22 protein-coding genes are annotated in these 12,908 nt (G+C 40.7%); all 22 read left to right on the top strand.

Going from position 1 to position 12,908, the window contains the following annotated elements; translation table 11 throughout:
- Positions 1-29 precede the first annotated feature (29 nt).
- The 22 genes from B5P42_RS29085 (at position 30) to rplF (ending at position 12,900) form a co-directional block, all read left to right on the top strand.
- The gene (locus B5P42_RS29085; protein ID WP_016089671.1) at positions 30-278 is read left to right on the top strand and encodes a 50S ribosomal protein L7ae-like protein; all 249 of its coding nucleotides are present in this window, start codon (positions 30-32) and stop codon (positions 276-278) included.
- A gap of 114 nt (positions 279-392) precedes the next feature.
- Positions 393-815 carry a 30S ribosomal protein S12 gene (gene rpsL / locus B5P42_RS29080; protein WP_001142341.1) on the top strand — a complete coding sequence of 141 codons (423 nt, stop codon included), beginning with the start codon at positions 393-395 and terminating at the stop codon, positions 813-815.
- Positions 816-844: 29 nt separating this feature from the next.
- Positions 845-1,315 (top strand): 30S ribosomal protein S7, encoded by a 471-nt coding sequence (gene rpsG / locus B5P42_RS29075; protein ID WP_001137492.1) that lies wholly within the window; start codon positions 845-847, stop codon positions 1,313-1,315.
- A gap of 206 nt (positions 1,316-1,521) precedes the next feature.
- Positions 1,522-3,600 carry an elongation factor G gene (gene fusA / locus B5P42_RS29070; RefSeq protein WP_002113318.1) on the top strand — a complete coding sequence of 693 codons (2,079 nt, stop codon included), beginning with the start codon at positions 1,522-1,524 and terminating at the stop codon, positions 3,598-3,600.
- Between the two features lie 117 nt (positions 3,601-3,717).
- On the top strand, positions 3,718-4,908 hold the full coding sequence (gene tuf, locus B5P42_RS29065; RefSeq protein ID WP_002009778.1) for an elongation factor Tu: 1,191 nt from the start codon (positions 3,718-3,720) through the stop codon (positions 4,906-4,908).
- Between the two features lie 400 nt (positions 4,909-5,308).
- A complete protein-coding gene (gene rpsJ, locus B5P42_RS29060) occupies positions 5,309-5,617 on the top strand; it encodes a 30S ribosomal protein S10 (RefSeq protein ID WP_001040595.1) in 309 nt (102 codons plus the stop codon).
- A 34-nt stretch (positions 5,618-5,651) separates the two neighbouring features.
- On the top strand, positions 5,652-6,284 hold the full coding sequence (rplC, locus tag B5P42_RS29055) for a 50S ribosomal protein L3 (RefSeq protein ID WP_000160209.1): 633 nt from the start codon (positions 5,652-5,654) through the stop codon (positions 6,282-6,284).
- 25 nt (positions 6,285-6,309) lie between these two features.
- Positions 6,310-6,933 (top strand): 50S ribosomal protein L4, encoded by a 624-nt coding sequence (gene rplD, locus B5P42_RS29050; RefSeq protein ID WP_001127261.1) that lies wholly within the window; start codon positions 6,310-6,312, stop codon positions 6,931-6,933.
- Complete coding sequence (rplW, locus tag B5P42_RS29045; protein WP_001205557.1) at positions 6,933-7,223, top strand: 50S ribosomal protein L23; 291 nt, start codon at positions 6,933-6,935, stop codon at positions 7,221-7,223. Before rplD ends, rplW begins: the two co-directional genes overlap by 1 nt.
- 28 nt (positions 7,224-7,251) lie before the next feature.
- Complete coding sequence (rplB, locus tag B5P42_RS29040; RefSeq protein ID WP_000511584.1) at positions 7,252-8,082, top strand: 50S ribosomal protein L2; 831 nt, start codon at positions 7,252-7,254, stop codon at positions 8,080-8,082.
- A gap of 60 nt (positions 8,083-8,142) precedes the next feature.
- Positions 8,143-8,421: a 30S ribosomal protein S19 gene (gene rpsS / locus B5P42_RS29035; RefSeq protein ID WP_000124452.1), complete on the top strand. Its 279-nt coding sequence runs from the start codon at positions 8,143-8,145 to the stop codon at positions 8,419-8,421.
- A gap of 17 nt (positions 8,422-8,438) precedes the next feature.
- Complete coding sequence (gene rplV, locus B5P42_RS29030) at positions 8,439-8,780, top strand: 50S ribosomal protein L22 (protein WP_002009773.1); 342 nt, start codon at positions 8,439-8,441, stop codon at positions 8,778-8,780.
- Positions 8,781-8,783: 3 nt separating this feature from the next.
- The gene (gene rpsC, locus B5P42_RS29025; protein ID WP_002009771.1) at positions 8,784-9,443 is read left to right on the top strand and encodes a 30S ribosomal protein S3; all 660 of its coding nucleotides are present in this window, start codon (positions 8,784-8,786) and stop codon (positions 9,441-9,443) included.
- Position 9,444: 1 nt separating this feature from the next.
- Positions 9,445-9,879 carry a 50S ribosomal protein L16 gene (gene rplP / locus B5P42_RS29020; RefSeq protein ID WP_000928969.1) on the top strand — a complete coding sequence of 145 codons (435 nt, stop codon included), beginning with the start codon at positions 9,445-9,447 and terminating at the stop codon, positions 9,877-9,879.
- Complete coding sequence (gene rpmC, locus B5P42_RS29015) at positions 9,869-10,069, top strand: 50S ribosomal protein L29 (protein WP_002091523.1); 201 nt, start codon at positions 9,869-9,871, stop codon at positions 10,067-10,069. Before rplP ends, rpmC begins: the two co-directional genes overlap by 11 nt.
- A 20-nt stretch (positions 10,070-10,089) precedes the next feature.
- Positions 10,090-10,353 (top strand): 30S ribosomal protein S17, encoded by a 264-nt coding sequence (rpsQ, locus tag B5P42_RS29010; protein ID WP_002091526.1) that lies wholly within the window; start codon positions 10,090-10,092, stop codon positions 10,351-10,353.
- 43 nt (positions 10,354-10,396) lie between these two features.
- Entirely contained in the window at positions 10,397-10,765 is a 369-nt protein-coding gene (gene rplN / locus B5P42_RS29005; protein ID WP_000615912.1) for a 50S ribosomal protein L14, read from the top strand.
- 38 nt (positions 10,766-10,803) lie between these two features.
- Positions 10,804-11,115 (top strand): 50S ribosomal protein L24, encoded by a 312-nt coding sequence (gene rplX, locus B5P42_RS29000; protein WP_000558201.1) that lies wholly within the window; start codon positions 10,804-10,806, stop codon positions 11,113-11,115.
- Between the two features lie 26 nt (positions 11,116-11,141).
- Entirely contained in the window at positions 11,142-11,681 is a 540-nt protein-coding gene (rplE, locus tag B5P42_RS28995) for a 50S ribosomal protein L5 (RefSeq protein WP_002091528.1), read from the top strand.
- Between the two features lie 33 nt (positions 11,682-11,714).
- Positions 11,715-11,900: a 30S ribosomal protein S14 gene (rpsN, locus tag B5P42_RS28990; RefSeq protein WP_001085700.1), complete on the top strand. Its 186-nt coding sequence runs from the start codon at positions 11,715-11,717 to the stop codon at positions 11,898-11,900.
- Positions 11,901-11,929: 29 nt separating this feature from the next.
- Complete coding sequence (gene rpsH, locus B5P42_RS28985) at positions 11,930-12,328, top strand: 30S ribosomal protein S8 (RefSeq protein ID WP_002009764.1); 399 nt, start codon at positions 11,930-11,932, stop codon at positions 12,326-12,328.
- 32 nt (positions 12,329-12,360) lie between these two features.
- Positions 12,361-12,900 (top strand): 50S ribosomal protein L6, encoded by a 540-nt coding sequence (gene rplF, locus B5P42_RS28980; protein WP_002009762.1) that lies wholly within the window; start codon positions 12,361-12,363, stop codon positions 12,898-12,900.
- Positions 12,901-12,908 lie beyond the last annotated feature (8 nt).

Genomic DNA, 12,908 nt, shown 5'->3' with positions numbered 1-12,908 from the left:
TCCTGAACGATGCTTTGGAGGATATTTAAATGTCTTATCAAAAAGTGTCAAATGCTGAAAATGTAGTCGTTGGTCATAAACGAACATTGGAAGCAATCAAAAATGGTATAGTTAAAGAAGTTGTTATTGCGGAAGATGCTGATATGCGGTTAACCCATGTTATCATTCGTACTGCCTTGCAACATAACATACCCATAACCAAAGTTGAATCAGTTCGTAAACTTGGAAAAGTTTCGGGGATTCAAGTGGGAGCTTCAGCAATAGGAATAATAAGTTAAAACTGTTTTTGTGAGGAGAGAGCATTTGCTCTTCCTTGCAAAAACTTTGTTTTCAACTAATAATGAACCACCTGGATATGTGGTCATACAAACATGCGAAGGGAGGATAATCAAATGCCTACTATTAACCAATTAGTGAGAAATGGTCGTACTGATAAAGTATGGAAGTCTAAATCACCTGCGTTAAACAAAGGTTTTAATTCTTTAAAGAAAAAATCAACTGATATCTCTGCACCTCAAAAACGTGGTGTGTGTACTCGTGTTGGTACAATGACTCCGAAGAAACCGAACTCAGCGTTACGTAAATACGCTCGTGTACGTTTAACAAACGGTATTGAAGTTACAGCTTACATCCCAGGTATCGGTCATAACCTACAAGAGCATAGCGTAGTATTAATTCGCGGTGGTCGAGTAAAGGATTTACCAGGGGTACGTTACCACATCGTTCGTGGTGCGCTTGATACAGCTGGTGTTGACAAACGTATGCAAGGACGTTCTAAATATGGTACTAAGCGACCAAAACCTGCTAAAAAATAATAAACTTATAATGAAAGGAGGAACTCAATATGCCTCGTAAAGGACCTGTTGCGAAACGTGACGTGTTACCAGATCCAATGTACAATTCTAAACTTGTAACACGCCTAATCAACAAAATGATGGTTGACGGTAAAAAAGGTAAATCTCAAACAATTCTTTATAACGCTTTCGATATCGTTCGTGAACGTTCAGATAAAGAACCAATGGAAGTATTCGAGCAAGCTCTTAAGAACATCATGCCTGTTCTTGAAGTACGCGCTCGTCGTGTTGGTGGTGCTAACTACCAAGTTCCAGTTGAGGTTCGTCCAGAACGCCGTACAACTTTAGGTCTTCGCTGGTTAGTAAACTATGCTCGTCTTCGTGGTGAAAAAACTATGGAAGAGCGTCTAGCTTACGAAATCTTAGATGCAGCTAACAACGCTGGTGCATCTGTTAAGAAACGTGAAGACACTCATAAAATGGCAGAAGCTAACAAAGCATTTGCTCATTACCGTTGGTAGGATTCAACGTAAAATAAATGTAAGCATAAACCGCTTTATTTGTCGCTTATGGAAGTGTGGAGAGGGAGAATGCCTCTCCCTTTCGTTGGGCGCTCGTTTTACATAATGAGGGTACTGGACACTGGCATATGTAACAATATAAAGTGGCTTTTTTGCTACTTAAAATAAAATAATCCAATCCATATATGGAAGGAGCAAGACACCAAATGACTAGAGAGTTCTCTTTAGAAAACACTCGTAATATTGGTATCATGGCTCACATCGATGCTGGTAAAACAACAGCAACTGAGCGTATTCTGTATTACACAGGACGTATTCATAAAATCGGTGAAACTCATGAAGGTGCATCTCAGATGGACTGGATGGAGCAAGAGCAAGAACGTGGTATCACAATTACTTCTGCTGCAACTACAGCACAATGGAAAGGTCACCGTGTAAATATCATTGACACTCCAGGACACGTAGATTTCACAGTAGAAGTAGAACGTTCTTTACGCGTACTTGATGGCGCAGTAGCAGTACTTGATGCACAATCTGGTGTAGAACCACAAACAGAAACTGTTTGGCGTCAGGCTACTACTTATGGTGTACCTCGTATCGTATTCGTTAACAAAATGGATAAGATTGGTGCAGATTTCTTATACTCTGTAGGAACAATCCACGATCGTTTACAAGCAAACGCACATCCAATTCAGTTACCAATCGGTGCTGAAGATGAGTTCAATGGTATCATTGACCTTGTTGAAGAGTGTGCTTACATGTACGCTAACGATTTAGGAACAGACATCGAGCGTGTCGAAATTCCTGAAGAGCATAAAGAATTAGCTGAAGAATACCGTGGAAAACTTATTGAAGCGGTAGCTGAGCTTGATGAAGAAATGATGATGAAGTACCTAGAAGGTGAAGAAATCACTGTAGAAGAGCTTAAAGCTGGTATCCGTAAGGCTACAACTTCTGTAGAATTCTTCCCAGTAATCTGTGGTTCTGCATTCAAAAATAAAGGTGTTCAAATTCTGTTAGACGCAGTTATCGACTACCTACCATCTCCATTAGATGTACCTGCTATTAAAGGTACTCTTCCGGATACAGATGAAGCTATCGAGCGTAAGTCTAGCGATGAAGAACCATTCGCAGCTTTAGCATTCAAAATCATGACTGATCCTTATGTTGGTAAGTTAACGTTCTTCCGTGTGTACTCTGGTGTGTTAAACTCTGGATCATACGTGAAAAACTCAACTAAAGGTAAGCGTGAGCGTGTAGGTCGTATCCTACAAATGCACGCTAACAGCCGTGAAGAGATTTCAACAGTTTACGCTGGTGATATCGCTGCTGCTGTAGGTTTAAAAGATACTACTACTGGTGATACTCTTTGTGACGAGAAGAGCCTTGTTATCCTTGAGTCTATGGAATTCCCAGAACCAGTTATCTCTGTAGCTATCGAACCAAAATCTAAAGCTGACCAAGATAAAATGGGTACAGCATTATCTAAGCTTTCTGAAGAAGATCCAACATTCCGTGCTCACACTGACCAAGAAACTGGCCAAACAATCATCGCTGGTATGGGTGAACTTCACCTTGATATCATCGTTGACCGTATGCGCCGTGAATTCAAAGTGGAAGCAAACGTTGGTGCTCCTCAGGTAGCATACCGTGAGACTTTCCGCGCTGCTGCGAAAGTTGAAGGTAAGTTCGCTCGTCAATCTGGTGGTCGTGGACAATTCGGTCACGTTTGGATTGAGTTTGAACCTAATGAAGAAGGTAAAGGTTTTGAATTCCAAAACAAAATCGTCGGCGGTGTAGTTCCACGTGAATACATCCCAGCTGTTGGAGCGGGTCTTGAAGACTCACTTAAAAATGGTGTACTAGCTGGTTATCCACTAGTTGACATCAAAGCTGCGTTAGTTGACGGATCTTACCATGATGTCGATTCATCTGAGATGGCGTTCAAAATCGCTGCATCTATGGCGCTTAAAGCTGCGGTTTCTAAATGTAGCCCAGTAATTCTTGAGCCAATGATGAAAGTTGAAGTTGTAATTCCTGAAGAGTACATGGGTGACATTATGGGCGACGTAACATCTCGTCGTGGACGTGTAGAAGGTATGGAAGCTCGCGGTAACGCTCAAGTTGTTCGCGCTATGGTTCCACTTTCTGAAATGTTCGGTTATGCAACGGCATTACGTTCTAACACTCAAGGACGCGGAACATTCTCAATGACATTTGATCATTATGAAGAAGTACCGAAGTCTGTTTCTGAAGAAATTATTAAAAAAAATAAAGGTGAATAATTGATTTTTATCGATTGTTCAAGTATAACTACTTATGTAAGCTTAGAAAGTGAGACGCAAGTTTCACTTTCTAGTCTAAATATAAAATAACCCATATAAACTAAGGAGGAATTTAGAATGGCTAAAGCTAAATTCGAACGTTCTAAACCCCATGTTAACATCGGTACAATCGGCCACGTTGACCATGGTAAAACTACATTAACTGCTGCGATCACTACAGTTCTTGCAAAAGCTGGTGGTGCTGAAGCACGCGGATACGATCAAATCGACGCTGCTCCAGAAGAAAGAGAGCGCGGAATCACAATCTCAACTGCACACGTTGAGTACGAAACTGAAACTCGTCACTATGCACACGTTGACTGCCCAGGTCATGCTGACTATGTTAAAAACATGATCACTGGTGCTGCTCAAATGGACGGCGGTATCTTAGTAGTATCTGCTGCTGATGGTCCAATGCCTCAAACACGTGAGCACATCCTTCTTTCTCGTCAAGTAGGTGTTCCTTACATCGTTGTATTCTTAAACAAATGCGACATGGTAGATGACGAAGAATTATTAGAATTAGTAGAAATGGAAGTTCGCGACCTATTATCTGAATACGGATTCCCAGGCGACGATATTCCTGTAATTAAAGGTTCTGCTCTTAAAGCTCTTCAAGGAGAAGCTGAGTGGGAAGAAAAAATCATCGAATTAATGACTGAAGTTGATGCTTACATCCCAACTCCAGAACGTGAAACTGACAAACCATTCTTAATGCCTATCGAGGATGTATTCTCTATCACAGGTCGTGGTACAGTTGCAACTGGTCGTGTTGAGCGTGGAATCGTTAAAGTTGGTGACGTAGTAGAAATCATCGGTCTTGCTGAAGAGAATGCTACTACAACTGTAACTGGTGTAGAAATGTTCCGTAAGCTTCTTGATCAAGCTCAAGCTGGAGACAACATCGGTGCTCTACTTCGTGGGGTTGCTCGTGAAGACATCCAACGTGGACAAGTTCTTGCTAAAACTGGCTCTGTAAAAGCACACGCTAAATTCAAAGCTGAGGTTTTCGTATTATCTAAAGAAGAAGGTGGACGTCATACTCCATTCTTCGCTAACTACCGTCCACAGTTCTACTTCCGTACAACTGACGTAACTGGTATCATCCAATTACCAGAAGGTACTGAAATGGTAATGCCTGGTGACAACATCGAAATGACTATCGAACTTATCGCTCCAATCGCTATCGAAGAGGGAACTAAATTCTCTATTCGTGAAGGTGGACGTACAGTAGGTTACGGTGTAGTTGCTACAATCGTTGCTGAGTAGTCTTTAATTAGATTATTAAAAACTCAAGGGATTCTTCCTTGAGTTTTTTTATTGCTTATTACTATAGAAGAAAGAGATGTATTTTCTATTTTTGGATGAGTTTCTTCTATAGTATATAAAACGAAAACAACACCCAAAAACTGTAAGGTGAATAAGAGTAGATGAAAACTTGATATTCTTTAAAGTGCCATGTATAATAGCAAAAGTAGAGAAAAGCAGATGCGAACAAAAAGATGCTTGCATCTAGACGAATAACATTGTATAATAGACAATGTTGGTCTTTGACTGCGATGAAGTGGAAGGTTGCTGACACACCCGGCCGCTTTGCCATGGCATGGTGTGGGGAAATTTCCATGGAGAAGGTCTATTTTAGAAATAGGCGAACGAAGGAGGGAAAATAATGGCAAAAGAAAAAATTCGTATCCGTTTAAAAGCTTATGATCACCGTATTCTTGATCAATCAGCTGAGAAAATTGTAGAAACAGCTAAGCGTTCTGGGGCAACAGTTTCTGGTCCGATCCCATTACCAACTGAGAAGACTATTTACACAATTCTTCGTGCTGTTCATAAGTACAAAGATTCTCGTGAACAATTCGAAATGCGCACACACAAACGTCTAATCGACATCGTGAGTCCTACTCCGCAAACAGTAGATTCATTAATGCGTTTAGATTTACCATCTGGTGTAGATATCGAAATCAAACTATAATTCATATAACTTAAAAATGTAGGAGGTGTAACTCATGACCAAAGGAATCTTAGGAAGAAAGATCGGTATGACTCAAGTATTTGCTGAGAACGGTGAGTTAATCCCAGTAACGGTAATCGCTGCTAATCCAAACGTTGTTCTTCAAAAGAAAACAACTGAAACTGATGGCTACAACGCAATTCAGTTAGGATTTGAAGATAAACGTGAAAAGTTAACTAACAAACCTGAACAAGGCCACACTGCTAAAGCATCTACAACTCCTAAGCGCTTCATTCGCGAAATCCGCGATGCAGACGTGGACGGATTAGAGGTTGGTCAAGAGGTAAAAGTTGAAGTTTTCGCTGCAGGTGAAATCGTTGACGTAACAGGAATTTCTAAAGGTAAAGGTTTCCAAGGTGTTATTAAACGCCACGGACAATCTCGCGGACCTATGTCTCATGGTTCTCGCTATCACCGTCGTCCAGGTTCAATGGGGCCAGTTGCTCCGAACCGTGTATTCAAAGGCAAAAAACTTGCTGGACGTATGGGTGGAGACCAAGTTACTATCCAAAACTTAGAAATCGTTCAAGTTGACACTGAGCGCAACTTATTACTAGTAAAAGGTAACGTTCCAGGTGCTAAGAAATCTCTTGTAGTTGTTCAAGGCGCTGTGAAGGTTAGCAAATAATTCACAATAGGAAGGAGGAATTCCAATGCCAAAAGTTACTGTATATAACCAAACTGGTTCACAGGTTGGTGAAATCGAATTAGCTGAAGCTATTTTCGGTATCGAACCAAATGAAGCTGTACTATTTGAAGCTGTAATGATGCAACGTGCATCTTTACGTCAAGGTACACACAAAGTAAAAACTCGCTCTGAAGTTCGTGGTGGTGGTCGTAAACCATGGCGTCAAAAAGGAACTGGACGTGCTCGTCAAGGTTCTATCCGCTCTCCTCAATGGCGTGGTGGTGGTACGGTATTCGGACCTACACCAAGAAGCTATGCGTACAAACTTCCTAAGAAAGTTCGTCGTTTAGCAATCAAATCTGCATTAGCTACTAAAGTAGTTGAGAACAACATTGTAGTTCTTGAGGACCTAGTGTTAAATGCACCAAAAACAAAAGACATGGTAGCAGTACTTAAAGGATTAACTGTTGAGAAGAAAGCTCTTATCGTAACTGCTGATGCAAACGAATCTGTAGAGTTATCTGCTCGCAATATCCCTGGAGTAACAGTAATCACTGCTGATGGCGTAAACGTGCTAGATGTGCTTCATCATGATAAGCTAATCATGACAAAAGCGGCAGTGGAAAAAGTAGAGGAGGTGCTTGCATAATGAGAGATCCTCGTGATATCATTAAGCGCCCAGTTATCACTGAACGTTCTATGGAAATGATGGCTGAAAAAAAATACACGTTCGACGTGGACGTTAAATCTAATAAAACAGAGGTTAAAGACGCTATAGAAGCGATCTTTGGTGTTAATGTAGACAAAGTAAATATCATGAACTACAAGCCGAAAGCAAAACGTGTTGGTCGTCACGCTGGTTTTACTAGCCGTCGTCGTAAAGCAATCGTTAAGCTAACTGCTGACAGCAAAGAAATCGAAATCTTCCAAGGCGTTTAATTCTTACTAAAGAAGGAGGGAAATTGAGATGGGAATTAAAAAGTATAATCCAACTACTAACGGTCGTCGTAACATGACTACGAATGATTTCGCTGAAATCACGACCGACAGACCAGAAAAGTCTTTACTTGCTCCTTTAAGCAAAAAGGCTGGTCGTAATAACCAAGGTAAAATTACTGTACGTCATCAAGGTGGCGGACATAAGCGTCAATACCGTATCATCGACTTTAAGCGTAACAAAGATGGAATTCCAGGACGCGTTGCTACGATCGAATACGATCCAAACCGCTCTGCGAATATCGCATTAATTAACTACGTTGACGGTGAAAAACGTTACATTCTTGCTCCTAAAACTTTAGAAGTAGGTATGGAAGTTATGTCTGGCCCTGAAGCTGACATTAAAATCGGTAACGCATTACCATTAATCAACATTCCAGTAGGTACTGTTGTTCATAATATCGAGCTTAAGCCTGGTCGTGGAGGACAATTAGTCCGTTCTGCTGGTACATCTGCTCAAGTACTTGGTAAAGAAGGAAAATACGTACTTGTACGTTTAACTTCTGGTGAAGTACGTTTAGTATTATCTGCTTGTCGCGCTTCAATCGGTCAAGTTGGTAACGAACAACACGAACTTATCAAAATCGGTAAAGCAGGTCGCTCTCGCTGGTTAGGTAAGCGCCCAACAGTTCGTGGTTCTGTAATGAACCCGGTTGATCACCCACACGGTGGTGGTGAAGGACGCTCTCCAATCGGACGTAAGTCTCCAATGTCTCCATGGGGTAAACCAACTCTTGGATTCAAGACTCGTAAGAAAAACAAAGCGTCTGATAAATTTATCGTTCGTCGTCGTAAAAAATAATGGGATTGTAGTACGGTTCATTTCAAGAACCGTACGCCAATCACGAAGGGAGGCACCAAAATGGCTCGTAGCTTAAAAAAAGGACCATTTGTCGATGATCACTTAATGAACAAAATGGAAAAATTAGTTGCATCTGAGCAAAAACAAGTTGTTAAAACTTGGTCTCGCCGTTCAACAATCTTCCCTCAGTTCATCGGACATACAATTGCTGTATATGATGGTCGTAAACACGTACCTGTGTACATCACTGAGGATATGGTTGGCCATAAGTTAGGTGAATTCGCACCAACTCGTACGTATAAAGGTCACCTTGCTGACGATAAGAAAACTAGAAGATAATGAGAGGAGGCACTTCAATGCAAGCTAAAGCAGTAGTGAGAACAGTTCGTATTGCTCCTCGTAAGGTTCGTTTAGTAGTAGACTTAATCCGAGGTAAGCAAGTGGGTGAAGCGATTGCTATCCTTAACCACACACCAAAAACTGCTTCTCCAGTTGTAGAAAAAGTTTTAAAATCTGCAATCGCAAATGCAGAGCACAATTATGAGATGGATATTAACAACCTAGTTGTTGAAAAAGTCTTCGTTGACGAAGGTCCAACGTTGAAACGTTTCCGTCCACGTGCAATGGGTCGTGCAAGCCAAATTAACAAACGCACAAGCCACATCACAGTTGTGGTATCAGAAAAGAAGGAGGGATAATCGATGGGTCAGAAGGTTAATCCAATTGGTCTTCGTGTCGGTATTATCCGCGACTGGGAATCTCGTTGGTTCGCTGAGAAAGATTATGCTACGTTATTACATGAAGACATCAAAATCCGTGAGTACATTACTGTACGCTTAAAAGATTCTGCTGTTGCTAAAGTAGAAATCGAACGTGCAGCAAATCGTGTAAATGTTACAATTCACACTGCAAAACCTGGTATGGTAATTGGTAAAGGTGGTACTGAAGTTGAAGCACTTCGTAAAGCTCTTAACCAATTAACAGGCAAGCGTGTACACATTAACATTTTAGAAGTTAAGAGAGCTGATCTTAACGCTAAATTAGTAGGCGAAAACATCGCTCGTCAATTAGAAAACCGTGTATCATTCCGTCGTGCACAAAAGCAAGTTATTCAACGTGCTATGCGTGCAGGAGCAAAAGGTATTAAAACACAGGTTTCTGGTCGTCTTGGCGGGGCTGATATCGCTCGTGCAGAATCTTACAGTGAAGGAACTGTTCCACTTCATACACTTCGCGCTGATATTGACTATGCAGCAGTTGAAGCTGATACAACATACGGTAAATTAGGCGTAAAAGTATGGATCTACCGTGGAGAAGTCCTTCCTACAAAAAAGAAAGCTTCTGAGGAAGGAGGAAAATAATATGTTAATGCCAAAACGCGTAAAATATCGTAGAGAGCATCGTGGTAAAATGCGTGGTCGTGCAAAAGGTGGAACTGAAATTGCTTTCGGTGAATTCGGTTTACAAGCACAAGCTGCTTCATGGATTACAAACCGTCAAATCGAAGCTGCTCGTCGTGCAATGACTCGTTACATGAAACGTGGCGGTAAAGTATGGATTAAAATTTTCCCTTCTAAACCTTACACTGCAAAACCTCTAGAAGTACGTATGGGTTCCGGTAAAGGGGCACCAGAAGGCTGGGTAGCAGTAGTAAAACCTGGGAAAATTATGTTTGAAATCGCGGGTGTATCTGAAGAGGTAGCACGCGAAGCATTACGTCTTGCAGCTCACAAACTACCTGTGAAATGTAAGTTCGTAAAACGTGAAGAAAATGGTGGTGAATCTAATGAAAACTAATGATATTCGTGAATTAACCACTGCCGAAATCGAAACAAAAGTTAAAGCTTTAAAGGAAGAATTGTTCAATCTTCGCTTCCAACTTGCTACAGGACAATTAGAGAATCCAACTCGCATCCGTGAAGTGCGTAAAGCGATTGCTCGTATGAAAACTGTAGTTTGTGAAAGAGAGATCGGAATTAATCGATAAATTGAGGGGAGGTTTGCATAGTGAGCGAACGTAACCAACGCAAAGTTTATACTGGTCGTGTTGTGTCTGATAAAATGGACAAAACGATTACAGTTTTAGTTGAAACTTACAAAACTCATTCCTTGTACGGAAAACGTGTTAAGTATTCTAAAAAGTACAAAGCCCATGATGAGCAAAACCAAGCAAAACTTGGCGATATCGTTAAAATCATGGAAACTCGCCCGCTTTCTGCTACTAAGCGTTTCCGTTTAGTTGAAATCGTTGAAGAAGCGGTTGTTATCTAAATAGACGAATCGGAATTTTTAGTCCGAAGGGAGGTTTCATAACATGATCCAACAAGAATCTCGTTTGAAAGTTGCTGACAACTCTGGTGCACGTGAACTTTTAACAATTAAAGTATTAGGCGGCTCTGGTCGTAAATATGCTAATATTGGTGATATTATCGTTGCTACGGTAAAACAAGCAACACCAGGTGGCGTTGTTAAAAAAGGTGACGTTGTTAAGGCAGTAGTGGTACGTACGAAGAGCGGAGCTCGTCGTCCGGACGGTTCTTATATTAAATTTGATGAAAACGCAGCGGTTATCATCAAAGACGATAAGAGCCCACGTGGTACTCGTATCTTCGGACCAGTAGCTCGTGAATTACGTGATAGCAACTTCATGAAGATCGTTTCTTTAGCTCCAGAAGTTCTATAATTTAAGGTATTGCCTTGCTAAGGAGGTGCAGAATTAAGATGCATGTAAAAAAAGGTGATAAAGTTCAGGTAATCACTGGTAAAGACAAAGGAAAACAAGGCGTTATCCTTGTGGCTTTCCCAAAGCAAAACCGTGTTATCGTTGAGGGTGTTAACATCGTTAAAAAACACTCTAAGCCATCTCAATTAAATCCACAAGGTGGAATTATTACGAAAGAAGCACCTATTCACGTTTCTAATGTTATGGTATTAGATCCGAAAACAGGCGAACCTACTCGCGTAGGCTTCAAAGTAGAAGATGGTAAAAAAGTTCGTATTGCAAAAAAATCTGGTGAATTATTAGATAAATAATTTTCTTAAGAAAGGAGGTCACTTCATTGAATCGCCTTAAAGAGAAGTTCCAAAAGGAAATTACTCCTGCTCTAATGAGCAAGTTTAACTATAAATCTGTGATGGAAGTACCGAAAATCGAAAAGATCGTAATCAACACTGGTGTTGGTGACGCGGTATCTAACTCAAAAGCTTTAGACAATGCAGTAGAAGAATTAACGCAAATCGCAGGTCAAAAACCTGTTGTAACTCGCGCTAAAAAATCAATCGCTGGTTTCCGTCTTCGTGAAGGTATGCCAATCGGTGCGAAAGTAACTTTACGCGGACAACAAATGTATGAGTTCTTCGACAAATTAGTATCAGTTTCTTTACCACGTGTACGTGATTTCCGTGGTGTTTCTAAGAAATCATTCGATGGTCGTGGGAACTACACATTAGGTGTTAAAGAGCAACTAATTTTCCCTGAGATTGATTATGATAAAGTAAGTAAAGTCCGCGGTATGGACATCGTAATCGTTACTACAGCGAAAACTGATGAAGAAGCTCGTGAACTTTTAACACAATTCGGTATGCCATTCCAAAAATAATGGAAGCCAACGCTAAGTAGAGGAGGCGAAAACGTGGCTAAAAAATCTATGATCGCGAAACAAAAGCGTACTCCTAAGTTTAAAGTACAAGAGTATACACGTTGCGAACGCTGCGGTCGTCCGCATTCTGTATACCGCAAATTTAAGCTTTGCCGTATTTGTTTCCGTGAACTTGCATATAAAGGTCAAATTCCTGGTGTTAAAAAAGCTAGTTGGTAAAACCCACAAATGGGAAGGAGGTAAAACACATGGTGATGACAGATCCAATTGCAGACATGCTTACTCGCATCCGTAATGCGAACATGGTACGTCATGAGAAATTAGAGGTTCCTGCTTCTAAAATCAAAAAAGAGATCGCTGAACTTTTAAAACGTGAAGGTTTCATTCGTGATGTAGAATACATTGGGGATAACAAACAAGGTATCCTTCGTATTTTCCTGAAATATGGTGCAAACAATGAACGTGTAATCACTGGATTAAAACGTATCAGTAAACCTGGCTTACGCGTTTACGCAAAAGCTGATGAAGTACCACGTGTACTTAACGGATTAGGTATCGCTCTTGTTTCTACATCTAAGGGAGTAATGACAGACAAAGATGCTCGTCAATTACAAACTGGTGGAGAAGTAGTAGCATACGTTTGGTAATATATATTTAAAACGAACGGAGGTGTGACCACATGTCTCGTATTGGTAAAAAGATTCTTGAAATCCCTGCAGGTGTTACTATTACAGTTGCAGAAGACAATACTGTAACAGTAAAAGGCCCTAAAGGTGAATTAACTCGTACTTTCAAAACTGATATGTCTATCAAAATTGAAGAAAATACACTAACAGTTGAGCGTCCATCTGAACAGAAGGAACACCGTGCATTACACGGTACAACTCGTGCTTTAATCGGAAACATGGTTGAAGGTGTAACTACAGGTTTCGTACGCGGACTTGAATTAGTCGGTGTTGGTTACCGTGCTCAAAAACAAGGAGATAAACTTGTTTTAAGCGTAGGTTATTCTCATCCAGTAGAAATGACTCCAGAAGCAGGACTTGAAGTTGAAGTACCTGTACCAACTAAAATCGTAATTAAAGGTATCGACAAGCAACGTGTTGGCGAATTTGCTGCTAACATCCGCGCTGTACGTGCTCCTGAACCATATAAAGGTAAAGGTATTCGTTACGAAGGCGAAGTTGTTCGTCGTAAAGAAGGTAAAACTGCTAAGTAAACCCGTTA

The organism is Bacillus sp. SRB_331, assembly GCF_003264175.1.
Taxonomy (GTDB): domain Bacteria; phylum Bacillota; class Bacilli; order Bacillales; family Bacillaceae_G; genus Bacillus_A; species Bacillus_A mycoides.
Note: the sequence above shows the minus strand (reverse complement) of the source record. Positions and strands in the feature narration are given on the sequence as shown.

What these genes read in the sequence shown, in the direction of transcription:
- B5P42_RS29085 (WP_016089671.1), top strand. Translation starts at nt 30, where the DNA reads ATGTCTTATCAAAAAGTGTCAAATGCTGAAAATGTAGTCGTTGGTCAT.
- rpsL (WP_001142341.1), top strand. Translation starts at nt 393, where the DNA reads ATGCCTACTATTAACCAATTAGTGAGAAATGGTCGTACTGATAAAGTA.
- rpsG (WP_001137492.1), top strand. Translation starts at nt 845, where the DNA reads ATGCCTCGTAAAGGACCTGTTGCGAAACGTGACGTGTTACCAGATCCA.
- fusA (WP_002113318.1), top strand. Translation starts at nt 1,522, where the DNA reads ATGACTAGAGAGTTCTCTTTAGAAAACACTCGTAATATTGGTATCATG.
- tuf (WP_002009778.1), top strand. Translation starts at nt 3,718, where the DNA reads ATGGCTAAAGCTAAATTCGAACGTTCTAAACCCCATGTTAACATCGGT.
- rpsJ (WP_001040595.1), top strand. Translation starts at nt 5,309, where the DNA reads ATGGCAAAAGAAAAAATTCGTATCCGTTTAAAAGCTTATGATCACCGT.
- rplC (WP_000160209.1), top strand. Translation starts at nt 5,652, where the DNA reads ATGACCAAAGGAATCTTAGGAAGAAAGATCGGTATGACTCAAGTATTT.
- rplD (WP_001127261.1), top strand. Translation starts at nt 6,310, where the DNA reads ATGCCAAAAGTTACTGTATATAACCAAACTGGTTCACAGGTTGGTGAA.
- rplW (WP_001205557.1), top strand. Translation starts at nt 6,933, where the DNA reads ATGAGAGATCCTCGTGATATCATTAAGCGCCCAGTTATCACTGAACGT.
- rplB (WP_000511584.1), top strand. Translation starts at nt 7,252, where the DNA reads ATGGGAATTAAAAAGTATAATCCAACTACTAACGGTCGTCGTAACATG.
- rpsS (WP_000124452.1), top strand. Translation starts at nt 8,143, where the DNA reads ATGGCTCGTAGCTTAAAAAAAGGACCATTTGTCGATGATCACTTAATG.
- rplV (WP_002009773.1), top strand. Translation starts at nt 8,439, where the DNA reads ATGCAAGCTAAAGCAGTAGTGAGAACAGTTCGTATTGCTCCTCGTAAG.
- rpsC (WP_002009771.1), top strand. Translation starts at nt 8,784, where the DNA reads ATGGGTCAGAAGGTTAATCCAATTGGTCTTCGTGTCGGTATTATCCGC.
- rplP (WP_000928969.1), top strand. Translation starts at nt 9,445, where the DNA reads ATGTTAATGCCAAAACGCGTAAAATATCGTAGAGAGCATCGTGGTAAA.
- rpmC (WP_002091523.1), top strand. Translation starts at nt 9,869, where the DNA reads ATGAAAACTAATGATATTCGTGAATTAACCACTGCCGAAATCGAAACA.
- rplN (WP_000615912.1), top strand. Translation starts at nt 10,397, where the DNA reads ATGATCCAACAAGAATCTCGTTTGAAAGTTGCTGACAACTCTGGTGCA.
- rplX (WP_000558201.1), top strand. Translation starts at nt 10,804, where the DNA reads ATGCATGTAAAAAAAGGTGATAAAGTTCAGGTAATCACTGGTAAAGAC.
- rpsH (WP_002009764.1), top strand. Translation starts at nt 11,930, where the DNA reads ATGGTGATGACAGATCCAATTGCAGACATGCTTACTCGCATCCGTAAT.
- rplF (WP_002009762.1), top strand. Translation starts at nt 12,361, where the DNA reads ATGTCTCGTATTGGTAAAAAGATTCTTGAAATCCCTGCAGGTGTTACT.